The 22,012-nt window shown below is 70.9% G+C and carries 19 protein-coding genes, 1 pseudogene and 1 riboswitch; of the genes and pseudogenes, 5 read left to right on the forward strand and 15 right to left on the reverse strand.

Features of this window, described 5'->3' with window-relative positions; translation table 11 throughout:
- Nucleotides 1-59: 59 nt before the first annotated feature.
- On the reverse strand, nucleotides 60-2,762 hold the full coding sequence (gene pepN / locus Bsp3421_RS17065) for an aminopeptidase N (protein WP_274001806.1): 2,703 nt from the start codon (nucleotides 2,760-2,762) through the stop codon (nucleotides 60-62).
- Between the two features lie 212 nt (nucleotides 2,763-2,974).
- On the opposite strand from pepN, the gene Bsp3421_RS17070 reads away from it, so the two are divergent.
- A complete protein-coding gene (locus Bsp3421_RS17070) occupies nucleotides 2,975-3,685 on the forward strand; it encodes a DUF4136 domain-containing protein (RefSeq protein WP_274001808.1) in 711 nt (236 codons plus the stop codon).
- Nucleotides 3,686-3,728: 43 nt separating this feature from the next.
- On the opposite strand, the gene Bsp3421_RS17075 is transcribed toward Bsp3421_RS17070, so the two are convergent.
- From Bsp3421_RS17075 to Bsp3421_RS17115, 9 genes are all read right to left on the reverse strand, one after another.
- Nucleotides 3,729-4,301: a TMEM165/GDT1 family protein gene (locus Bsp3421_RS17075; protein ID WP_274001809.1), complete on the reverse strand. Its 573-nt coding sequence runs from the start codon at nucleotides 4,299-4,301 to the stop codon at nucleotides 3,729-3,731.
- 92 nt (nucleotides 4,302-4,393) lie between these two features.
- Nucleotides 4,394-4,522: riboswitch (yybP-ykoY riboswitch) on the reverse strand.
- 67 nt (nucleotides 4,523-4,589) lie between these two features.
- On the reverse strand, nucleotides 4,590-5,954 hold the full coding sequence (gene guaD / locus Bsp3421_RS17080; protein WP_274001810.1) for a guanine deaminase: 1,365 nt from the start codon (nucleotides 5,952-5,954) through the stop codon (nucleotides 4,590-4,592).
- Between the two features lie 19 nt (nucleotides 5,955-5,973).
- Nucleotides 5,974-7,350 (reverse strand): NCS2 family permease, encoded by a 1,377-nt coding sequence (locus tag Bsp3421_RS17085; RefSeq protein WP_274001811.1) that lies wholly within the window; start codon nucleotides 7,348-7,350, stop codon nucleotides 5,974-5,976.
- 97 nt (nucleotides 7,351-7,447) lie between these two features.
- Nucleotides 7,448-8,473, reverse strand: coding sequence for an adenosine deaminase (locus tag Bsp3421_RS17090; protein WP_274001813.1), 1,026 nt, complete (start codon nucleotides 8,471-8,473; stop codon nucleotides 7,448-7,450).
- A gap of 25 nt (nucleotides 8,474-8,498) precedes the next feature.
- Nucleotides 8,499-9,515 (reverse strand): xanthine dehydrogenase accessory protein XdhC, encoded by a 1,017-nt coding sequence (gene xdhC, locus Bsp3421_RS17095; RefSeq protein ID WP_274001815.1) that lies wholly within the window; start codon nucleotides 9,513-9,515, stop codon nucleotides 8,499-8,501.
- A 17-nt stretch (nucleotides 9,516-9,532) separates the two neighbouring features.
- Complete coding sequence (locus Bsp3421_RS17100) at nucleotides 9,533-9,745, reverse strand: hypothetical protein (protein WP_274001816.1); 213 nt, start codon at nucleotides 9,743-9,745, stop codon at nucleotides 9,533-9,535.
- Nucleotides 9,746-10,079: 334 nt separating this feature from the next.
- Nucleotides 10,080-10,592 (reverse strand): disulfide bond formation protein B, encoded by a 513-nt coding sequence (locus Bsp3421_RS17105; protein ID WP_274001818.1) that lies wholly within the window; start codon nucleotides 10,590-10,592, stop codon nucleotides 10,080-10,082.
- 82 nt (nucleotides 10,593-10,674) lie between these two features.
- Entirely contained in the window at nucleotides 10,675-12,051 is a 1,377-nt protein-coding gene (locus Bsp3421_RS17110; protein ID WP_274001819.1) for an amidase, read from the reverse strand.
- A gap of 7 nt (nucleotides 12,052-12,058) precedes the next feature.
- A complete protein-coding gene (locus tag Bsp3421_RS17115) occupies nucleotides 12,059-12,745 on the reverse strand; it encodes a GntR family transcriptional regulator (protein WP_274004239.1) in 687 nt (228 codons plus the stop codon).
- On the opposite strand from Bsp3421_RS17115, the pseudogene Bsp3421_RS34440 reads away from it, so the two are divergent.
- Nucleotides 12,744-12,860 (forward strand): annotated as a pseudogene (locus Bsp3421_RS34440) (hypothetical protein); the annotation flags it as partial. The gene Bsp3421_RS17115 and the pseudogene Bsp3421_RS34440 overlap by 2 nt on opposite strands.
- 101 nt (nucleotides 12,861-12,961) lie before the next feature.
- Here the strand turns inward: Bsp3421_RS34440 and Bsp3421_RS17120 are convergent.
- From Bsp3421_RS17120 to Bsp3421_RS17130, 3 genes are all read right to left on the reverse strand, one after another.
- A complete protein-coding gene (locus tag Bsp3421_RS17120) occupies nucleotides 12,962-14,326 on the reverse strand; it encodes an MFS transporter (RefSeq protein WP_274001821.1) in 1,365 nt (454 codons plus the stop codon).
- A 21-nt stretch (nucleotides 14,327-14,347) separates the two neighbouring features.
- Nucleotides 14,348-15,043, reverse strand: a complete 696-nt coding sequence (locus Bsp3421_RS17125) for a DUF2848 domain-containing protein (RefSeq protein ID WP_274001823.1) — start codon at nucleotides 15,041-15,043, stop codon at nucleotides 14,348-14,350.
- Between the two features lie 124 nt (nucleotides 15,044-15,167).
- Nucleotides 15,168-15,383: a hypothetical protein gene (locus Bsp3421_RS17130; RefSeq protein WP_274004459.1), complete on the reverse strand. Its 216-nt coding sequence runs from the start codon at nucleotides 15,381-15,383 to the stop codon at nucleotides 15,168-15,170.
- A gap of 52 nt (nucleotides 15,384-15,435) precedes the next feature.
- Here Bsp3421_RS17130 and Bsp3421_RS17135 point away from each other — a divergent pair, with 52 nt between their 5' ends.
- A complete protein-coding gene (locus Bsp3421_RS17135; protein ID WP_443111560.1) occupies nucleotides 15,436-16,545 on the forward strand; it encodes a gamma-glutamyl-gamma-aminobutyrate hydrolase family protein in 1,110 nt (369 codons plus the stop codon).
- 140 nt (nucleotides 16,546-16,685) lie between these two features.
- Nucleotides 16,686-17,369, forward strand: a complete 684-nt coding sequence (locus Bsp3421_RS17140; protein WP_274001827.1) for a DUF2968 domain-containing protein — start codon at nucleotides 16,686-16,688, stop codon at nucleotides 17,367-17,369.
- 69 nt (nucleotides 17,370-17,438) lie between these two features.
- Here the strand turns inward: Bsp3421_RS17140 and Bsp3421_RS17145 are convergent, their stop codons facing one another.
- Nucleotides 17,439-18,269 (reverse strand): hypothetical protein, encoded by an 831-nt coding sequence (locus tag Bsp3421_RS17145; protein WP_274001830.1) that lies wholly within the window; start codon nucleotides 18,267-18,269, stop codon nucleotides 17,439-17,441.
- A gap of 495 nt (nucleotides 18,270-18,764) precedes the next feature.
- Between Bsp3421_RS17145 and Bsp3421_RS17150 the strand changes: the two genes are divergently transcribed.
- Nucleotides 18,765-20,063 (forward strand): MFS transporter, encoded by a 1,299-nt coding sequence (locus tag Bsp3421_RS17150; protein WP_274001831.1) that lies wholly within the window; start codon nucleotides 18,765-18,767, stop codon nucleotides 20,061-20,063.
- Between the two features lie 77 nt (nucleotides 20,064-20,140).
- On the opposite strand, the gene Bsp3421_RS17155 is transcribed toward Bsp3421_RS17150, so the two are convergent.
- A complete protein-coding gene (locus tag Bsp3421_RS17155) occupies nucleotides 20,141-21,982 on the reverse strand; it encodes a tetratricopeptide repeat protein (RefSeq protein ID WP_274001832.1) in 1,842 nt (613 codons plus the stop codon).
- Between the last annotated feature and the right edge of the window lie 30 nt (nucleotides 21,983-22,012).

The raw sequence follows: 22,012 nt of genomic DNA on the forward strand, positions 1-22,012 counted from the left end.
AGAAAAAAACCGGCATCGCCTGCGATGCCGGTTTTTTCATGGCCGCGGCCCGAAACGGCTCAGGCGAGCGCCTTCTCGATGATCTCGCGCACGTCGCGCGATTTCGCGCCGGCGGCCACGCGCTCGAGCGCGACCTTCATCTGCTCGCGCAGCGCCGGCGTGAAGCGGCGCCACAGTTCGAGCGCGCGCGCGAGGCGGGCGGCGACCTGCGGATTGATCGCATCGAGCGCGAGCACCTGCTCGGCCCAGAACGCATAGCCGGAGCCGTCCGCCGCGTGGAACTGCGACGGATTCGCCGAACAGAAGCCGAACACCAGCGAGCGTGCGCGATTCGGGTTCTTCAGATTGAAGGCCGGGTGCTGGAACAGCTTGCGAACGAGGTCGAGCGTCGGTTGGCCGGGTGTGCCGCGCCGCGCCGCCTGCATCGCGAACCACTTGTCGATCACGAGCGCCTCGTGTTCGAAGCGCTGGTAGAAATCGGCGAGCGCGCGTTCGGCCTCGGCCGCCGCGGCGGTCGAGACGGGCGCGGCCAGCAGCAGCGCGCCCAGCGCACCGGTGCGGTCGGTCATGTTGTTCGCCGCGTCGTACTGCGCGCCGGCGAGCCGGGTCGCGTCGACCGGGTCTTCCAGCTCGGCCAGGTAGGACAGCGCGAGGTTCTTGAGCCCGCGGCGGCCGGCCGCCTCGGGCGTCGGCGCGTAGGCGCCGGGCGTTTGATGATCCGCGTGGATCTGCAGCCAGGTGGCGCGCAGGCCGTTCGCGAGCGCCTGCCGCACGAACTGGCGGGCGCGATGCACGGCGGCCGGGTCCGCCTCGCGCATCTGATCGGCCAGGTAGGCCTCCGACGGCAGCGTGAGCGCCAGCTCGCGGAACGCGGGCGACAGCGACGCATCGGTCAGCACGCGCTGAAAGGCCGGGACGAAGCCGTCGTCGAGCGCGAGCGGCTGGCCGGCGGCCGCGCGCTCGGCGAGCGTGAGCAGCGCGCGCGTCGCGAGCCGCTGGCCGGCTTCCCAGCGGTTGAACGGATCACTGTCGTGCGCGAGCAGGAACGCGAGCTGCTCGGCGCTGTAGTCGTATTCGACGATCACCGGCGCCGAGAAGTTGCGCAGCAGCGACGGCAGCGGCGCTTCGGCGACGTCGACGAAGGTGAAGGTCTGCTCGGCCTGCGTGAATTCGAGGACCCGCGTCGTGCCGCTCGCGGCGGCCTCGCCGTCGAGCCGCAGCGGCAGGTCGCGGCCGTCGCGGCCGATCAGGCCGATCGCGAACGGGATCGGCAGCGGACCCTTCTGCGTGTCGCGGGCGGCCGGCGCGGCGTCGCCGTAGCCTTGCTTGAGGGTGAGCGTGTAGCGGCGCGCGGCGGCGTCGTAGGCGGTCGAGACCGTCACGCGCGGCGTGCCGGCCTGGCTGTACCAGCGCTCGAACTGCGCGAGGTCGCGCTGGTTCGCGTCGGCCATCGCGTGACGGAAGTCGTCGCAGGTCACCGCATGGCCGTCGTGGCGCGCGAAGTAGAGATCCATCCCGCGCCGGAAGCCGTCGCGGCCGAACAGCGTCTGGTACATCCGCACGACTTCCGAGCCTTTCTCGTAGACGGTCATCGTGTAGAAGTTGTTGATCTCGACGTAGCTCTCGGGGCGCACCGGGTGCGCCATCGGGCCTGCGTCCTCGGCGAACTGGAGCTGGCGCAGCACGCGCACGTCCTCGATGCGCTTCACCGCGCGCGCGGCCGGATCGTCGGCGTCGCCCGCGGCCATGTCGGCCGAGAACTCCTGGTCGCGGAATACCGTCAGGCCTTCCTTGAGGCTCAGCTGGAACCAGTCGCGGCAGGTGACGCGGTTGCCGGTCCAGTTGTGGAAGTACTCGTGGCCGACGACCGATTCGATGTTCGCGAAATCGACGTCGGTGGCCGTTTCCGGATTCGCGAGCACGTACTTGGTGTTGAAGATGTTGAGCCCCTTGTTCTCCATCGCGCCCATGTTGAAGTCGCTGACGGCGACGATCATGAAGCGGTCGAGATCGAGTTCCAGCCCGAAGCGGCGCTCGTCCCAGCGGATCGAATGGATCAGGGAATCCATCGCATGGCGGGTCTTGTCGAGATCGTGCGGCTCGACCCACACCTGCAGCAGCTTGTCCTTGCCCGAGCCGCTCGTGATCGTCTCCTCGATCGCGACCAGCTTGCCCGCGACCAGCGCGAACAGGTAGCTCGGCTTGCGGAACGGGTCTTCCCATTTCGCGTAGTGGCGGCCGTCGGGCAGCTCGCCTTCTTCGATCAGGTTGCCGTTCGACAGCAGCACCGGGTAGGCGGCGCGGTCGGCGCGCAGCGTGACGGTGTAGGTGGCCATCACGTCGGGGCGATCGAGGAAGTAGGTGATGCGGCGGAAGCCCTCCGCCTCGCATTGCGTGAAGAAATTGCCGCCCGACACGTAGAGGCCTGACAGCGTCGTGTTCTGGTCCGGCGCGCAGGTGCTCTCGAGCGTCAGCTCGAACGCATCGGGCAGGTTCTCGACCGTCAGGCCGTGCTCGTGCGCGCGCACGGCCGCATGGGGCGCGCCGTCGAGCCATGCGCCGATGAAGGCCAGCGCCTCGCCGCGCAGCTCCAGGTGCGGCGCCGGCGCGGCGGCCGGATTGCGGCGCACCCGCATCGTGTTCCGGACCACGGTGCGGGCCGGGACGAGGTCGAATTCGAGCGAGACGGTGTCGATCAGGAACGCGGGCGGCGTGTAGTCGGCGCGGCGGATCACGGCGGAGGTAGCGGCGGTATCGGACATGTTGATCGTGGGCGATGATGAGGATGAGGGCCCCTTCGCGCTCGTGGCGCAAAGCGGCGAACAGCCATTGTACAAAGCCTGGCGATGGCGCGCGGGACGAACTTTTTACCGGCTCGCATGGTCTTTGCATTATCGGCGTGGTAATGCCTGCCGGGCGATCGTATGATCGCGATGCCGCATGCACGGCCCACGCATAAAGAGGACGAATCAACATGAAGCGCAATCGAATCACCCGCGGCGCGACCTGGCTGGCGGTCGCCTGCCTCGCACTGCTGGCGGGCTGCACGAGCTACGTGAACACGCAGGTCACCGCGTTCTCCGACTGGAGCGGCAGCGACGCCACCCGCACCTATGCGTTCGCCCGCGCGGCGGACCAGCAGAACAGCCTCGAGCAGGCCACCTATGAACGGGTGGTCGCGAACGAGCTGTCGCTGTATGCGTTCCGGCAGGTGCCGGAGCCGCAGGCCCGCTATCTGGTCGGGCTGACCTACTCGATCAAGGGCGACCGGGTCACGGTGCCGCAGCCCGTGTACTACGATCCGTGGTTCGCGCCGGGGCCGTACTGGCGCGGCGGCCCGTGGGGGCCGTTCGGTCCGTGGGGCCCGTACCCGCCCGCCTACGTGAACCAGACCTACCAGATCTTCGACCGCACGCTCGACCTCCGCATCACGGAGCGCGCCACCGGCAAGGAGGTCTACAACGTGACGGCGCGCAACGCGGGCGAGGGCTCGTCGCTGCTGTGGGCCATGCCGTACCTGGCGCGCGCCGCGCTCGCCGATTTCCCGCTCGGCAACGGCATCGTGCATACCGTGCGGCTGCCGATCGACAAGCGCGGCGGCCCGGCGGCCCCGGGCGTCAACGAACGCTCGGTCATGCCTGCCGCCGCGCCCCCCACGGCGGCGTCCGGCGCGACGGTCAAGTAAACCCGATGAAAGCCGCGCGCCGTACGGCGCGCGGCGGCCGCGCCTATAGGCCGACGCCGAACAGCGCGAGCGCGCCCAGCACGACGAACAGCACGGCGGCGACGCCGTGCACCACCTTGGTCGGCAGACGGTGCGCGAAGCGGTCGCCGAGCACGATGGCCGGCACGTTCGCGAGCATCATGCCGAACGTCGTTCCGGCCACCACCCCCACGTAATCCTGGAAGCGCGCCGCGAGCGCGACCGTCGCGAGCTGTGTCTTGTCGCCCATTTCCGCGAGGAAGAACGCGACGAAGGTCGCGCCGAACACGCCGAGCTTCGAGCGGTTCGCATTGGCCTCGTCGGCGTCGAGCTTGTCCGGCACGAGGATCCACAGACCCATGCCGATGAAGGACGCGGCGAGCGCCCAGCGCATCACGGACGGCGTCACGTAGGCGCCGAGCCACTCGCCGAGCGCGCCCGCGCATGCATGGTTGATCAGGGTCGCCGCCAGCACGCCCAGGATGATCGGGACCGGCTTGCGATAGCGCGCGGCCAGCACGAGCGACAGCAGTTGGGTTTTATCGCCGATTTCGGCAAGCGCGACTGCGCCGGTGGAGATCAGGAAGGCTTGACTCACGTGGGGACATCCTCGGGCCTGTTGTGTGTGCGAGCGACGATCCGCCGCGCGCCGGGCCCATGTACGGCGCGCAGAGGACCATCGGTCTCGCCAGGCTGACAGTGTCTGCTGCGTCCGCCATGGCCGCGACGGCCAAGTCTGTTGACGGACGCCCCCGTCGCGATGCGGCCCGCCTGGGTGGCGGTGATCGCGCGGAGCGGCTACTCCCCAATGAGGAGCGGATTCTAGCACGCTGCCTTTCGCGTTGGAAAGGTTCCGCCCGGCAGCGCCGGGCGGGGCAGGCGCGGGTCAGTGCGCGCCGGCTGGGCGACCGGCCGGGCCGCGACCGGCCGGGCCGCGACCGGCCGGGCCGCGCGCGTCGTCGCGCCGGTGCACGCAGCGGCCGGCCGCGTAGGTGAACGCCACCGCGCGATCGTCGCCGAGCAGCGCGAGCGCGAACAGCAGCTCCTCGAGCGATTCGGCGCGCGCGCTGCGGCGCGCGAGGAGCGGGGTCGCGGCCGGATCGAGCACCACGAAGTCCGCTTCCGCGCCCGGCGCGAGCGTGCCGACCTGCGCGTCGAGGTCGAGCGCGCGCGCCGCGCCGGCGGTCGCGAGCCAGAACATCCGGGTCGCCGTCAGATGATGGCCGCCCAGGCGCGCGATCTTGTGCGCCTCGTTCATCGTCTGCAGCATCGAGAACGCGGTGCCGCCGCCGACGTCGGTCGCGAGCGTGACCGGCATGCCGGTCGCGTCGGCCCGGTCGAAGTCGAACAGGCCGCTGCCGAGGAACAGGTTCGAGGTCGGGCAGTGCGCGGCCACGGTGCCCGTCTCGGCCATGCGGCGGCGGTCCTCGTCGTCGAGGTGGATGCAGTGGCCGTACACGGCGCGCCGGCGCAGCAGCCCGTAGCGGTCGTAGATGTCGAGGTAGCTGCGGTGGCCGGGAAACAGCTCGGCCGCCCATTTCACCTCGTCGACGTTCTCGGCGACGTGGCTCTGCACGAACACGTCCGGGTGCCGGCGCGCCAGCTCGCCGCAGGCTTCCAGCTGCGCCTCGGTCGAGGTCGGCGCGAAGCGCGGCGTGAGCGCGTACATCTGCCGGCCGCGACCATGCCAGCGCGCGATCAGCGCCGCGCTGTCGTCGTAGCCCGATTGCGCGGTGTCGCGCAGGAACGCCGGGCAGTTGCGATCCATCAGCACCTTGCCCGCGATCATCCGCAGGTTGCGCGCGTCGCTCGCGGCGAACAGCGCGTCGGCCGACTGCGGATGCACCGTGCAGTACACGAGCGCGGTCGTGGTGCCGCACGCGAGCAGTTCGTCGACGAAGAATTCGGCGACGTCGCGCGCGTGGACGGGGTCCTCGAAGCGCCGCTCGGTCGGGAACGTGTAGGTGTCGAGCCACGGCAGCAGCCCGGGCGCAGGCGACGCGATCATGTCGGTCTGCGGGTAGTGGATGTGCGTGTCGATGAAGCCCGGCACGATCAGCCGGTCGCGCAGCTCGGTCAACTGCGCGTCGGGCGCGAGCCGGCCGGCGAGCGCCGCGTAGGCGCCCGCGGCGACCACCCGGCCGTGCTCGACGAGCAGCAGCCCGTCCTCTTCGAAGCGGACCGCGTCGGCGTCCTGCGCGGGGTCGCCGGTGAAGGTCAGGAGCCGCGCGCGGAAAGCGGATTGCGTCATGATGGGAGCCTCGCGCGGGTCAGAGCTGCGTGAGCAGCAGCGCGGACAGCGCCGCGACCACCCACATCGCCGGCTTGATGTCGCGGCGATGGCCGGTGCACAGCTTCAGCACGACGAACGCGAGGAAGCCGTAGGCGATGCCGTCGGTGATCGAGTAGGTGAGCGGGATCAGGATCATCGCGAGGAACGCGGGGATCGCCTCGTCGAAGCGGTGCCACTCGATCTTGGTGATCGACTCCATCATGAACACGCCGACCAGGATCAGCGCGGGCGCGGTCGCGATCGCGGGCACCAGCGACAGCAGCGGCGACAGGAACAGGAACGGCAGGAAGCACAGCCCCGCGACCACCGCGACGAGGCCCGTGCGGCCGCCCGCCGAGATGCCCGCGGCCGATTCGATGTAGGCGTTCGCCGGGCTCGTGCCGAGCGGCGCGGAGACGAGCGCCGAGAACGCGTCGACCATCATCGACTGGCGGATGTTGCGCGGATTGCCGTGCTCGTCGAGCAGGTTGCCGGCTTCGGAGATCGCCATGAAGGTCGACAACGCGTCGAAGAACGCGGTGAACAGCATCACGAAGATGAACGGCCAGTAGATCACCTTGAGCGCGCCGAGCAGGTCGAGCTGGCCGATCGCGGAGAAGTCCGGCGCGGCGAACAGGCCGTTCCAGTTGACGAGCGTCGGCGTCGCGATGGCGGCGGGCCAGTAGGCGCTGCCGTCGCCCCAGACGCGGCCGATCGGGATCGCGAGCAGCGTCGTCGCCACGATGCCGATCATCAGCGCGCCGGTCACGCGGCGCACCACCAGCACGGTCGTGATCGCGAGCCCCACGAGGAAGGTGACGATCACGGGGTTGAGCGAGGCCGAGTGGACGATCGTCACCGGGTCGCCGATGATGAACTTCGCGTTGACGAGCCCGATCAGGCTGATGAACAGGCCGATCCCGCACGACACCGCGTGCCGCAGGTTGGCCGGAATCGCGTCGACGACGAGCTTGCGCGCGTTGAACGCGGCCAGCGTCGCGAAGATCACGCCGGCCCAGAACACGCAGCCGAGCGCGGTCTGCCACGGCATCTTGCCGCCGTGCACCATCACGAACGCGAAGAGGGCGTTCATCCCCATGCCGGGCGCGACCAGCACCGGGTTGCGCGCGTACAGCCCCATCGCGCAGCTGCCGAGGAAGCTCACGATCACCGTGGCGGTGAGCGCCGCCGCGAACGGCACGCCGGCCTGCGACAGGATGCCGGGATTGACCACGATGATGTACATCGCGGTCAGGAAGGTCGTGATGCCCGCGACGATCTCGGTGCGCAGGCGCGAGCCCGCCGCGCGGATGCCGAAGTAGCGGTCGAGCGCCGAGCCGGAGGCCGGCGCGCGGGTGCCGTCATAGATGTCCATTGGTGCAGCTCTCCTCAGTGTCTGTTGTCATGGGGACGGTGATGGGCACGTGGGGGTGGGGGCGAACGGCGAGGCACGGGCGCGGTCCGGGGCGGGATCAGGCCGCGTGCCAGTAGGCGTCGAGCTGCGCGATCAGCGCGGCCCGCTGCTCGGGGCTCACGAACGAGGCGTCGAAGCCGTTGCGGATGATCGTGTAGACCGCCTGATCATCGAGCTGCAGCGCTTCGACCGTCGCGAAGAAGTTGTCGTTGACGTAGCCGCCGAAGTAGGCCGGATCGTCGGAATTGATGGTCACGGCCACGTTGCGCGCGAGCAGGTCCTTCAGCGTGTGCTTCGCCATGTCGTCGAACACGCACAGCTTCAGGTTCGACAGCGGGCACACGGTCAGCGCCATGCGCGACGCGGCGAGCCGCTCGACCAGCGCGGGATCCTCGATGCTGCGCACGCCGTGATCGATGCGGTCCACCTTGAGCAGGTCGAGCGCCTCGTACACGTAGGCGGGCGGGCCTTCCTCGCCCGCGTGCGCGACGAGCTTCAGGCCGAGCGCGCGCGCCTTCGCGAACACGCGCTCGAACTTCGACGGCGGATTGCCGCGCTCCGACGAATCGAGCCCGACGCCGACGAGCCGATGCTGGTATTGCTCGAACAGCGGCAGCGCTTCCTCGAAGGTGGCGAGCGCGTCTTCCTCGGACAGGTGGCGCAGGAAGCACAGGATCAGCCGGCTCGACAGGCCGCGCGCCTCGGCCGCCGCGAGCGCGCGCTCGATGCCGGCCACGACGGTCGCGATCGGCACGCCGCGCGCGGTGTGGGTCTGCGGATCGAAGAACAGCTCGGTATGCGTGAGGTTGTCGGCGAGCGCGCGCTCGACGTACGCCGCCGTCATGTCGTGGAAGTCCTGCTCGGTGAGCAGCACGCTCGCGCCCGCGTAGTAGATGTCGAGGAACGATTGCAGGTCGGTGAACGCATAGGCCGCGCGCAGCGCGTCGATCGAGTCGTACGCGAGCTTCACGCCGTTGCGCTGCGCGAGCGCGAAGATCAGCTCGGGTTCGAGCGAACCTTCGATGTGGATGTGCAGCTCGGATTTCGGTGCACGGGCGATCTTGTCCTTGAAAGTCGGCGTCATGATGATGTGTCTGTTCTTGGTCGGTTCAGAAAGTGGGGTTCGCGCTTTCGCCGCGCGCGAGCGCGGCCTGCGCGTCGACGGCCTGCAGGATCTGCGCGGCCGCCGAGATCGCGATCACCTCGGGCGCCTTGTCGACGATGCCGGGCACGCCGATCGGGCATTGCATCCGCGCGATCTGGCGCGGATCGATGCCGCGCGCGGCGAGGCGATGCTCGAACTGCGCGCGCTTCGTCTGCGAGCCGATCATGCCGAAAAACGCGAAATCGGCGCGCCGCAGGATCCGCTCGGCGAGATCGAGGTCACGCGCATGGTTGTGCGTCATCACGGCGAAATAGGCGTCGGGCGGGGCGGCGTCGACCGCTTCGTCCGGTGCGTCGCTGGCGTCGATCGTCAGGTTGTCGAGGCCGGCGAGCGCGGCGGGCGGCGGAAACTGCGCGTCGCGCTCGTCGACCCAGCGCACCCGGCACGGCAGCGTCGCGAGCACGCGCACGAGCGCCGCGCCGACGTGGCCCGCCCCGAACAGCACCACCGCGAATTCATGGGGCGCGATCGTCTCGGTCAGCAGCGGCGCAGCGGCGTCGCCCCACAGCAGGCAGTCGGCGCGCGCGACGCCGGGCGCCGGCTCGCTCAGCAGCACCGCGTCGGGCGAGGGGCCGAATGATACGCTACGCACCGTCGCCTCGCCTGCCGCGACGCGTTTCGCGAGCAAGGCGAGCCAGCCGAGGTCGCCGATATCGAGCCGCTCGAAGCCGAGCGTGACGGCGCCGCCGCAGCACTGGCCGAGGCTCGGGCCGAGCGGCAGGCGCGCGAGGCGGCGCGCGTGCGGCGTGTGCGCGCCTTCCTTCAGCAACTGGCGCGCGAGTTCGATCGCCTTCCATTCGAGATGCCCGCCGCCGATCGTGTGGCGGGCGCCCTCGCGCGTGACGAGCATCTTGGTGCCGGCCGCGCGCGGCGCGGAGCCCTCGACGCGCACGACCGTCACGAGGACGGCCGCGTCGCCGTGGGCGAGCAGACGTTGCAGGTCGGTCAGCCAGGTTTCCATCCGACGGGTCTCCAGGTTCAGGCCGCGGCGGCGCGGTGGCGCGGCAGGCCGATGCGCGGCGCGCGGCGGGGGCGGCGCGCGGACGAGGCGGCGAGGCGGGGCTGGCGGCGCGCGCGCTGCGCGGCGGCGGGCGCGATTGCGCCACGGCGCGCCCGCGAGCGATGCGGGGCGGCATGGGCGGGCGCGGCGCGAAGGCCGCGGCGCAGGAAGCGGATGGTTTGCGTTGTCATGGTCAATCCAGGCGACATTGCGGATCAGGCGCGCGTTACGCCGGCCGGGAAACATCGGCCTCGCGCACGTAGATCGCCATCCGGAAATCAAGATAGCACCGCCAAATACCGACAGTATGGCGCGGTGCTGATGCGGGCTATTCGGTGGCGATCATGACGATCGTAGGATTCGCACGACAGGCCGAAGTTGCGGTGGGGCGCGGCGACGCGCCGAGCAAGGCCGGGCGGGGCGGCGAACGGGGCGCCGCCGGGCGCGCGGCCCGTGGTTGAATGCGGGCCGGAACGGCTTAGGTGTTTACACGCGGCGGCGGAAAACCGCCGCGCGCCGTCGCGCTCACGCGGCGATGCGGCGCCGGTTGCGCCACAGCCCGGCCGCGACCAGCACGAACATCACGGCGAAGCCGATCAGCGCCCAGCCCGGCAGCAGGATGCCGAGGATCGGCGGGTACACGGTCTCGCACAGCCCGGCGACCTTGAACACGCCCGGCAGCCATTGCGCGGGCGGCAGGCTGTCGACGATCGGCTGCAGCGTGTCGAAGCCGCAGCTGAAGCCCGGGTTGAGCTGCAGGTACAGGTGGCGGGCCGCGGTGCCCACGCCGGCCGCCGCCGTCAGCACGATCAGCAGTTCCAGCAGGGCGATGCCGCGCCAGCCCTTCAGCCCGGCGCCGATGAACGCGAACACCGCGATCAGCAAGAAGAAGTAGCGCTGGATGATGCACAGCGGGCACGGGTCCTCGTTCTTCACGTATTGCAGGTAGAGCGCGCCGGCCAGCAGCGCAAGGCAGACGAGGCCGAGCAGCACCAGCAGGCGTCGTTCGCGACGCAGCGAGAGCGTGAAATCGTTCATCGGAGACGGGTTTCCTTCGGTCGGTCAGAAAATCGAATCGTCGGATTTTAGCGCGAACCTCGTGTCATTCCCCGTCGCCGCTTCAACGGATCGTATGGAGCACCGCCTCGACCGCCTGGCCGATCGACAGCAGCGCGTCGTCGCGGTGCGGCCCGGCCGCGAGCATCAGCCCGACGGGCGCCGCGTCGCGCGGATGGCAGGGGAGCGACAGCGCACAGGCGTCGAGGAAGTTGAACGCGCTCGGATTGCGCAGGATCAGCGCGTTGACGCGGGTGAACGCTTCGTCGTCGTGTTCGAGGTCGGCGATGCGCGGCGGCACGACCGGCACGGTCGGCGCGACGAGCGCGTCGAAGCGTTGCCAGATCGTGTGCTCAGCCTCGTCCAGCATGGCCGCGCGGGCGGCCATCAGGTCCAGGTAGTCGGCCGCGCTCGCCGGCTCGCCCTTCAGGATCCGCACGAGCACGCGCCGGTCGTAGTCCGCGCGGTGCTGCGCGAGCAGCGGGCGGTGCCAGGCGTAGGCCTCGATCGGCGCGAAGCCGAAGCGGTTGATCTCGGGCAGCCGGTCGAGCGGCGCGAAGCGCACCTCGGACACGATCGCGCCCGCCGCTTCGAGATGCTTGAGCGCGGTGTCGAGCGTGGCGGCCACCTCGGCGTCGACGCCGTCCGTCACGTAGTGGTTGAGCACGCCGAGCCTCACGCCTTCGAGCGGCCGGCGCGCCGGCACGCGCGGCTCGAGGCCGGCCAGCACCCGGTCGACCAGCGCGCAGCACGCGACCGACACGCCGATCGGACCGAACGAATCAAGCGTCGTCGACAGCGGCACGCCGCCCTGGCGCGGGATCCGGCTCGCGGTCGGCTTGAAGCCGGTGAGCCCGCACAGCGCGGCGGGAATCCGGATCGAGCCGCCGGTGTCGGTGCCGAGCGCGACGGCGGCCATGCCGTCCGCGACCGATGCGGCCGCGCCGGACGACGAGCCGCCCGCGATCCGCGCGTCGCCCGCGACGTCGCGGCGGTACGGCGAGCGCGGCGTGCCGTAGTGCGGATTGAGGCCGAGCCCCGAGAACGCGAATTCGCTCATGTTGGTGCGGCCGACCAGCACGGCGCCCGCGCGCCGCAGGCGGCCGACCACGGGCGCGTCGGCGGCGGCGGGTGGGGCGCCGGCGAGCGCGCGCGAACCGGCGCGGGTCACCTGGCCCGCGACGTCGAACAGGTCCTTGATCGACACCGGGATGCCCGCGAGCGGCGACAGCACCGTACCGGCCGCGCGCAGCCGGTCGTGCGCGTCGGCGGCCGCGCGCGCGCCGGCCGCGTCGACGTCGGTGAAGGCGATTGCGCCCTGGCCCGCCGGGTCGGCGATCCGTTCGAGGGCGGCGTCGACGAGCGCGCGGCTCGTGGTGGCGCCGGCGGCGAGGTCGGCGGCGAGTTGGGCGAGCGGCGGAAACGGAGCGAAGGGGGTCATGGCGGCGTCAGGACTGGATGTGTTGGACAAGGGACGCGCGGAACGCCTCGATGTGGCGCTCCACGGCGCGGCGCGCGCCGGCTTCGTCGCGCGCGCGCAGCAGTTCGTACAGCTCGGTGTGCTCGCGCTGGACGTCGGCGAGATGGTGCGGCTCGGACAGCGTGATGAACCAGAAGCGCAGCGAGCGCTCGTGCAGCCCGCGCAGGATCTCGGCGAGCACCGGATTGCGCGCGGCGGCCGAGATCGCGAGATGGAACGCACGGTCGAGTTCCATCATCGCCTCGACGTCGTGCGCGGCCACGGCGGCGCGCGCGTCGTCGAGGAGCGCGGCCATGCGCGCGTGGTCGTCGGCCTGCGCGTGGCGCGCGGCCAGCTCGACGCACAGGCCCTCGTTGATGAGCCGCACGTCGATGATCGCGAGCACGTCGTCGAGCGACACCGGCTTGACCATCACGCCCTTGCGCGGCATCACGCTCAGCATGCCTTCGAGCACGAGCCGGTGCACGGCCTGATGGACCGGGGTGCGGCCGATGCCCGTGCGCGCGATCAGCTCGGATTCGTTGAGCGCCGCGCCGGGCTTGAGCCGCATCGTGATGATGTCGCGCTGGATCAGCGCGTAGGCCTGGTCGGCAAGACTTTCCGGCGGCCGCGCGGCGGCGCGCGGCGGGCTGTGCGGCGAGGCAGGGGGCGTCATGGTGCGCGTGGCGGTGAAATTGCTGCGCATTGTAGATCAGGGGGGCCCGCCTCAGGGGGGCCGCCTCAGGGGCGTCCGCCTCAGGGGCGCTCGGCTCAGGGGCGTCCGCCTCAGGGGCGCTCGGCTCAGGGGCGCCCGCCTCAGGGGCACCCGCCTCACGGCGACCCGGCCACAGAGGGGCCCGCCTCAACAGCGTTCGGCAAGGGGGTGGCTGCCTCAAGGGCGTGCGGCGGGCGACCCGTCGCCTCGCGCATGCCCCGGCGCCGGCCGCGGCCGACGCCCGCCGGTGTCGATGCGCGGCAAGGCGAGCGTGACGAGCCCGCCCGCGACCAGCGCGACGGCGATCAGCACGAGGCCGGGCGTGATGCGGTGGGTCGCGTCCTTGATCAGGCCGAGCGCGTACGGGCTCGCGTAGCCGGCGAGGTTTGCGATGGAATTGATGACCGCGATGCCCGCGACCGCGGCGGTGCCCTGCAGGTAGCCGGTCGCCATCGACCAGAAGATGCCGAAGCCGGACAGGATGCCGATGTACGCGACCGCGAGGCCCGCCACGGCGAGCGGGATCGAATGGGTGAGCGCCGCGCTCGCGACGAGGCCGGCCGCGCCGGTGAAGCACGACAGCGCGTAGTGCCAGCGCCGCTCGCCGCTCAGGTCGGACGAGCGGCCGACGAGGACCATGCCGATGCCGGCGGCCAGGTACGGAATCGCGGTGACGAAGCCGTTCGTGACGAGGTCGGCGACGCCGAGATCCTTGATGATCTGCGGCAGCCAGAACGAGAAGCCCGCATTGCCGGCGACGAGGCAGAAATAGACGAGCGTGAGCAGCCAGAAGCGGCCCGAGCGCAGCGCGGCCCGCAGGCGGTGTTCGCCGCCCGCGCGGACGGCCTCGGCGCGATCGAGCGCGAGCCGTGCGGCGAGCGCGCTTTTTTCCTCGGGGCTGAGCCAGGCGGCATCGTCGGGCGTGTTGCGCAGCACCGCGAGCGCCCAGCAGCCGGTCAGGATCGACGGGACGCCCTCGATCACGAACATCCATTGCCAGCCGCGCAGCCCGTGCGCGTCGTGCAGCGCGGACATCAGGTAGCCGGACAGCGGCGCGCCGACGATGCCGGCGACCGGGATCGCGGCCATGAACACCGCGATCATCCGCGCGCGCCGGTCGGCGGGGAACCAGAACGTCAGGTACAGCACCACGCCCGGCACGAGCCCCGCCTCGGCGACGCCGAGCAGGAAGCGCAGCAGATAGAAGCTCGTTTCGTTCGTGACGAACATCATCGCGCAGGACAGGGCGCCCCACAGCATCGTGATCCGCGCGAGCGTCGCGCGGGCGCCGAAGCGCTTGAGCAGCAGATTGCTCGGCACCTCGAACAGGAAGTAGCCGATGAAGAAGATGCCCGCGCCCAGGCCGTACGCGGCGTCGGACAGGCCGAGGTCGGTGGTGAACTGCAGCTTCGCGTAGCCGATGTTGACGCGGTCGAGGTACGACAGCACGTAGACGAGGAACAGGAACGGCATGATGCGCCAGGTGACCTTGCGCAGCGCGCGCGCTTCAGGGTCGGCCGTTGACGTCGGGGAGGTCGGCATGGGGGTCTCGCGGGGCGGGGGTCAGTCGGCGATCTCGAGCACGCGCACGCGATAGGCGTGGCGCAGCGTGCGCTCGAGCACGGGGTCGTGCAGTTCGATCTCGAATGCGTCGCCGTCGGCCATCGTCGCGAGCGGGCCGTCGACGGCGAGCGTGCCGCAGTACAGCGCGCCGCGCTCGGGCAGCGCGGTCTCGCGCGGCGCGCGGGCCAGCAGGTCGGCGGGCGCGAGCAGGGCCGCGACGCTGCCCGCCTGATAGCGGCGGCGCGCGCCGTGCTGCGTGAGCCAGGCGCGCAGTTCGAGGCGGTCCCAGTGCGGCGCGACCTCGGCGAAGCGCCAGGCCACGCGCGCGACGGGTTTCGGGCACACCTGCTTCGAGACCGTGACGCCGTAGGCCTCGACCGCACGGTCGGTGTGATCGGAGCCGACCGTGACGAGCAGGCCGTCGGGGGTGTTGAGCAGCACGCATTCGGCCTCGCCGCCGGAGTGCGCGCCGACCACCTCGATCCGGTCCGACTGCGTGAGCAGGCCCGCGCCGAGCCGGTAGAAGCACGGCGTGGCGCTGGGCCGGCGCACGCCGAGCGCGGCCAGTTCGGCGATGTGATGTTCGATGGCGGCCGGGTCGCGGCCGGCCCAGCCGGCGATCGTGAGGTCGTCGATCGCGATGTCGATCGGCTGGGCGGGCGGGGTGGCGGAAACGGTGAAGGTGAGCGACGGCATGGGCAATCCTGCAGGCCTCGGGATAGGGAACGAATCTGGATATTAATGTGATATATCACATGAATCCAGCATGTCAAAATTCCCCGTCATGGAGCGAGCAGAGGGCGCGGGTGGCGATTTGTCGTCAGCTTGCAACAATGTTGACGAAATACTGGCGATTTGCCGCTAATCCGCTACTGAAGGATAATGAATCCTCGTTTAATACCGCGTGACCGACGCACCAGACCATCGTCATGAGCGAAAACACGCCAGCAGGCGCCGGGTCGTCCGGCTCTTCGTCCCCGTCCTCCTCCACGCCGCCCGCGAGCGGCCAGGTTGAATCGGCGGCCTCGACTTCCACTCCGCAGGACAAGCCTCAGCCCACCGTCCACGTCAGCGCGTTCGCTGCGCAGGTGGCGGCTGCGCAGGATGTCGGCGATCCCGGCGCGGCGCCGGTCGGCCAGGGCGCCGAGCCGGGCGCGCCCGGTTCCGCCGGGGCCGGCGCGGCTGCGCCCGGCGTGGCGACGCCCGAGCGTTCCGCCGCCGGGCGGGGCGCGAAGCCCGGCGCCCCGCCGCCCGGCTTCGGCGCGGCGCCCGATTTCGAGACCGCGCGCCCGCCGCCCGCCGGTGCGCCGGTCGCGCCGCCCGCGTATCTGAAGCAGAGCGATACACCGTGGTCGGTGTTCGGCCGCATCATCGCGGCGCGCGCGCGCCGGCTGTTCGACCGGGCCGGCCAGCGGATCACGCAGCGCACGCTGCGGATCGGCGTGTCGGCGCGGATCTTCCATCCGGAAGTCGGCGCGCCGGGGCTGCGCGGCAAGACGCTGCAATACCTCGAGGAATCGATCGCGCACTGGGTGATGTCGCGCGACGTGCTGGTGTTCATGATCCCGACCGTCGGCCATCAGGGCATGCTGCACCCGAGCAACATCCGCCTGCGCGATTACGCCAAGCACCTCGACGGGCTGCTGCTGCAAGGCGGCGCCGACGTGTCGCCGCAGACCTACGCGGCGTCCGACGCGCGGCCGGAGTGGCCGGGCGACCGGGTGCGCGACATGTACGAGCTGGAGCTGCTGCACGAGTTCGTCGAGTCGGGCAAGCCGGTGCTCGGCGTATGCCGGGGCTGCCAGCTGATCAACGTCGCATTCGGCGGGACGCTGTACCAGGACATCGCGACCGACGTGCCGACCGCCGGCGCGCACGTCAGCGAACGCTACGACCAGCATCGCCACACGGTCCGCTTCCCCGACGGCTCGACGCTCCAGAACATGTTTCCGGGCCGCCGCGAGGCGATCGTCAATTCGATCCACCACCAGGCGATCCGCGATCTGGGTCGCGACCTGAACATCGAGGCGGTCTCGGCCGAGGACGGCATCATCGAGGCCGTCCGCTACCGGCGCGCGCCGTTCGTGGTCGGCGTGCAGTGGCATCCGGAATTCCACCGCGCGGGCGGCCCCGAGCTGCTCGACTGCACGCCGCTGCTCGACACCTTCCTGCGCGCGGCGCGCGAGACCCGGCTGTGACGAACGGGGTCCGTTTCGCCGGGGCCTCGGTCCAGGTGGGACGGATCCGAAAATGTCGCGGGGCGCGCATCGGCTGCCCGGCATCGCCGGGAATCGCGCGATAATCCGCCGTTGCCCAATTCATGCGGAGTGCTGATCCGATGTCGTTCTGTCTGTATCGCGTTCGCCGCCTGGCGCTGTGCGTGGCGGTGTGCGCCGGCGCGCAGGCCGGCGCGTCGTTCGCCGCTGACGCCACGGCGCCCGTGGCCGGCACCCGGCCGGCCGTGACCGCGCTGACGGCTGAGCCGGCCGCGCCCGCGGCGGGCGAGCAGCCGCTCGGCTCGGTCGCGGAGATGATGAAGCTGCTGCACGACGGCAAGCTCGTCGAGCTGCGCACGACCTACAACGGCAGCTACGGCGCGAGCCTGCTGTTCTATCCCGACGAGATGACCTATTACGCGGCGCTGTTCCAGGACCGGCAGTTCTGGCGTGTGATTCCGTCGCAGGAGAAGCCGCGCGCCGAGATGATCTATGCGAACTTCGTCGCGCGGACGGTCGAGCTGGCCGATGTCGAGATCCAGCGCACCGAGCTGGCCGCGCAGAAGGCGTTTCTCGAGCGTGTGATCGCGCTGTCCGAGGAGCGCGCGAAGCGCTTGCAGGCCGACGTCGACGTCGCGCATACGCGGCAGGTGGAGGTGGCCGTGCAGCAGCGCGCGGCGCGCGACGAGGCGCAGGCGCTCGACGTGCAGAAGCGGGCCGCGCAGGCGCAGTTGCGCGAGCTTCAACAACAGGTGCAGAAGTTGCAGCAGCAGACCGAGACGGGTTTGGCCGCGCCGATGCGCTAGCGTCGCGCGGAACGATTGGTCAGTCAGCAGCCCGGCGCAGCAGTGCGCCGGGCTTTTTCATGGGCGGTGTCAGCGCGTGAACCGGGCGGGGTCGGCGGTCAGGCGTCGATGCTGCAGCGCGTTCGCCCAGTCGTCCGGCGGTGGGCGATGGGCGGCCGCCGGCAGCGCGGCGGGGAGGTCGGCGCGCAGGGTGGCGTACAGCGTTTGCCATTCGGCGAACGTCGTCGGATCGTCGAGCGCGGCCGGGCGTGTATGCCGATCGGGTGAGCGAGCGGCCGTGACGGGGGGATCGGTGCGATGCGGCGCGGCGGCGGCGTGCCGCATCGCGTGCTCGAGCGGCGGTCGCGTATGGATTGCTACCGGCCGGGCTGGTTTGACGCGAGCGTGGGACGCCTCGGGGAGCGGCATCACGGGCGAGACGGGGGCGTGCGTCGGCGCGCCCGCTGGCGGCAAGGGGGCGGTCGACGTATGCCGGGGTGGCGCCGCCGGGCGTGGGCGGCCGGCGCGAGCCTCGGGCGGCGCCGGTGTCGCGGCCGGCGCGGATGGTGCAGGCGGCGCGGCGCGCTCGGGGAGGTGAGACCAGAGCAGCCAGCCTATCAGGCCGAATGCGCCCAGCGCGCAGCACAGGGCGTGCAGCACGCGGGGCGGCCCGCCGGACGTCGGGATCAGCACGGACGACGCGGCGGGCGCGGCGGTGGTGGAGCCGGCCGGCGCCGTGCGGCGCAGCGGCCGCCACTGGCAGGCGCGGTGCGGGGCGTCGGGGTCGATGAAGACGGTGCGCAACTGCGCGGGGCAGCCGGCGAGGCTCGTCCATTCGCGCCCGAACGGCAGGCCGCTGAACGGCATGAGCGACGGGCGCGCCAATTGGCCTTCGACGGGAACGAGTGATGAGGCGGTCATGAGTCGGTCGGGCCGCGCGGCGTGAGCAAGGCGCGCATCGCCGGAAGCGGCCGGGGCGGGCAATCGAGGAATCATCGGTGAAGCGTCGCGGCGCGTCGATGGGACCGGTCTGAATCTGAATGAATCTGAATGAATCTGAACGTCGAAGTTGGCGCGGGCCGATGCCGCCTCGGCCCTGCCGCATCGCAGCAAGCGCGGCCCGCCGCCGTTCAATGGGGCGCGACGGCCCGACCCGGCCGCCTGCCGCGCCCGCTCGGGACTCCCGATCGTTGCGAGCCGCGCGGATGGCCGATCTCATCATTTCCCCCGATTTCCAGGCGTGCGTTTTCGCGCGACACTTTGACGCGGTTGCCCGTCGATTCGCAGTAATATGGCGGGCGCGATGCGGTGCATCATCGGCCTGCGTCGTCCCGTGTCCGCGCCAGCGGCCCGGCGATACCACGATGTCACGACCCTGCGCGCCCCACGCAGCAGCGGTGCCTTATCGAGAGAGACATGTCAACAGCGTCCCACGCCTCCCAGCAGGATGAATCGAAGTTCCGGACCGTATTCCGGGTCGTCAGCGGCAATTTTCTGGAGATGTACGACTTCATGGTCTATGGCTATTACGCGTCCGCGATAGCCAAGACCTATTTTCCGAGCGGCGACGCGTTCGCGTCGCTGATGCTGGCGTTGTCGGTGTTCGGCGCGGGCTTCCTGATGCGGCCCGTCGGCGCGATCGTGCTGGGCGCCTATATCGACCATCATGGCCGCCGCAAGGGCCTCATCCTGACGCTCGGCCTGATGGCGCTCGGCACGCTCACGGTGGCGACCGTGCCGGGCTATGCGACGATCGGCGCGCTCGCGCCGGCCCTCGTGCTGCTCGGCCGCCTGCTGCAGGGCTTCTCGGCCGGGGTCGAGCTGGGCGGCGTCTCGGTCTACCTGTCCGAGATCGCGACCAAGGGCAACAAGGGTTTCTACACGTCGTGGCAGTCGGGCAGCCAGCAGGTGGCGGTGGTGTTCGCCGCGCTCGTCGGCGTGCTGCTGAACAAGGCGCTGCCCGTCGAGCAGATGACGTCGTGGGGCTGGCGCGTCCCGTTCCTGATCGGCTGCCTGATCGTGCCGTTCCTGTTCCTGATCCGCCGTTCGCTGAAGGAGACCGACGAGTTTCTCGCGAAGAAGCACCGCCCGAGCATGGGCGAGATCATGAAGTCGATGGTCGACAACTGGGGCGTCGTGCTCGCGGGGATGGGCATGGTGATCATGACGACCGTGTCGTTCTACATGATCACCGCGTATACGCCGACCTTCGGCAAGGAAGTGCTGCACCTGTCGTCGATCGACGCGCTGCTCGTCACGGTCTGCGTCGGCATCTCGAACCTGATCTGGCTGCCGCTGTCGGGCGCGGTGTCCGACCGGATCGGCCGCCGTCCGGTCCTGATCACGTTCACCGTCCTCACGCTGCTGACCGCCTATCCCGCCGTGCAATGGCTCGTCGCGGATCCGTCGTTCATGCGGCTGCTGTCGGTCGAGCTGTGGTTGTCGTTCCTTTATGCGTCGTACAACGGCGGCATGGTGGTCGCGCTGACCGAGGTGATGCCGCCCGACGTGCGCACCGCCGGTTTCTCGCTGGCCTACAGCCTCGCCACGACGATCGGCGGCTTCACGCCGGCGATCTCCACGCTGCTGATCCACGAGACCGGCAACAAGGCCGCGCCCGGCCTGTGGCTTGCCGTGGCCGCAGTCTGCGGGCTGGTTGCGACGCTCGTGCTGTATCGCACGCCCGAGGCGCGCAATCAGTACAAGGCCGCGTAACTCGGAGGCATGCCCGCCGACCGGCGGGCGTCGAAAAAAGAGCGCCTCGGCGCTCCTTTTTTGTGCGATCAGCCGGCTTACGCGCGCCGCACGGCGTGCGCGACGGCTTCGACCACGGGCGCCCATTGCGCGGGCGCGGGCTGGCGATGCAACTGCGCGCGCGGATACCACGGGCTGTCCGCGCCCGTGAACCAGCGCCAGTCGGCCGCGAACGGCAGCATCAGCCACAGCGGCTTGCCGAGCGCGCCCGCGAGATGCGCGACGGCGGTGTCGATCGACACGACGCCGTCGAGCCGATCGACCAGCGCGGCGGTCGCGGCGAAATCGTCGAGGCCGTCGACCCGATGGATGCGCGCCGCGTGCGGGTGGGCGTCGAGCGCCGCGCGTTCGGCGTCGGACAGGGCGGGGTGCAGCACGATCCAGTCGACGTCGGGCAGCGCAAACAGCGGATCGAGCACGGCGAGCGGCAGCGAGCGGTTCTCCTGCGCCTGCTGGCGCCCGGCCCAGGCGATGCCGTAGCGGCGCTTGGCCTGGCCGCCGATCGAGCCGCGAAAGCGGCGGCGGGCGGTGTCCGGGGCCGTGAGATACGGCGTGCGCGACGGCAGTTCGTCGTATTCGAGCCCCAGCGCGAACGGCAGGCTCAGCAGCTCGCAGAGCAGGCCGGCCTCGGGCGCGCGCGGCGCGTCGAGCGCCACGACGCTGATCTGCCACGCGGCCGCGCACGGCGCGAACAGCGGCAGCAATTCGGGCTGAACCTGCAGGATCAGGCGCGCGCAGCGCGCGCGGGCGAGCGGAATGAAGCGCGCGAACTGCAGCGTGTCGCCGAAGCCCTGTTCCGCGCGCACGAGCAGCGTGCGCGTCGCGATCGGCTCGCCCTGCCAGCGCGGCAGTTCGGCGGGGCGGGCGCCCGGCAGGCGATGGCGGGCTTCATAGGCGGGCAAGCCGCGCGGCAGGTCGCGCAGCGTGAGCAGCGTGACCGCGCGGTGCATCTGCGCGCGCGCGTCGTCGGGGGCGAGCCGCAGCGCCTGATCGAACGCGCGCAACGCCATCTCGTGCGCACCGAGCGCGTGATGCGCGGTGCCGAGATTGAGCCACGCGAGCTGGAACGACGGATCGAGGCCGACCGCGCGCTCGTAATGGGGGCGCGCCTCGTCGTGCCGGCCGAGCGCCGCGAGCGCGTTGCCGAGCCCGAACAGGGCGAGCGGGAATTGCGGCACCAGCGCGAGCGCCGCCTCGAACGCGGGCATCGCGTCCGTGTGACGGCCGGCCGCGTCGAGCGTATTGCCGAGGTTGAAGTGCGCGGCGACGAAGCGCGGCTCGGCAGCGAGCGCCGCGCGGAAATGCCCGACCGCCTCGTCGACGCGGCCGAGCGCACCCAGCGCCATGCCGAGGTTGTTGTGCGCGCCCGCATGGCCGGGCCGCAGTTCGAGCGCGCGATGAAAGGCCGCGAGCGCCTCGCCGTGCCGGCCGAGCGCGTTGAGCGCGTTGCCGAGATTGTTGTGGATCGAGGCGTCGTCGGGCGTGAGCCGCAGCGCGCGCGCGAACGCGTCGGCCGCGTCCTCGTGGCGCGCTTGCGCCGCGTAGGCGTTGCCGAGGTTGTAGTGCGCGAGCGGAAAATCGGGCGCGAGCGTCAGCGCGGTGCGGAAGTGGTCGATCGCGGCGTCGAGCCGGCCCAGCGCCTTCAGCGCGTTGCCGAGGTTCAACTGCAGCGCGGCGTCGTGCGGGCGCAGGCCGACCGCGCGGCCGACCAGGTCGGCCGCCTCGGCATGCTGCCCCTGCTGGTGGCGCAGGACGCCGAACAGGTGCAGCGCGTCGGCGTCGGCGGGATTGGCGGCGAGCGCGGCGCGGTAGCCTTGCTCGGCTTCGCCTAGCCGGCCCGCGCGATGCGCTGCGAAGGCGCGGTCGAAAACGGATTCCATGACGCGGATGAAGCCAGAAACCGCTATTTT

It is taken from the genome of Burkholderia sp. FERM BP-3421, from assembly GCF_028657905.1.
Lineage (GTDB): Bacteria > Pseudomonadota > Gammaproteobacteria > Burkholderiales > Burkholderiaceae > Burkholderia.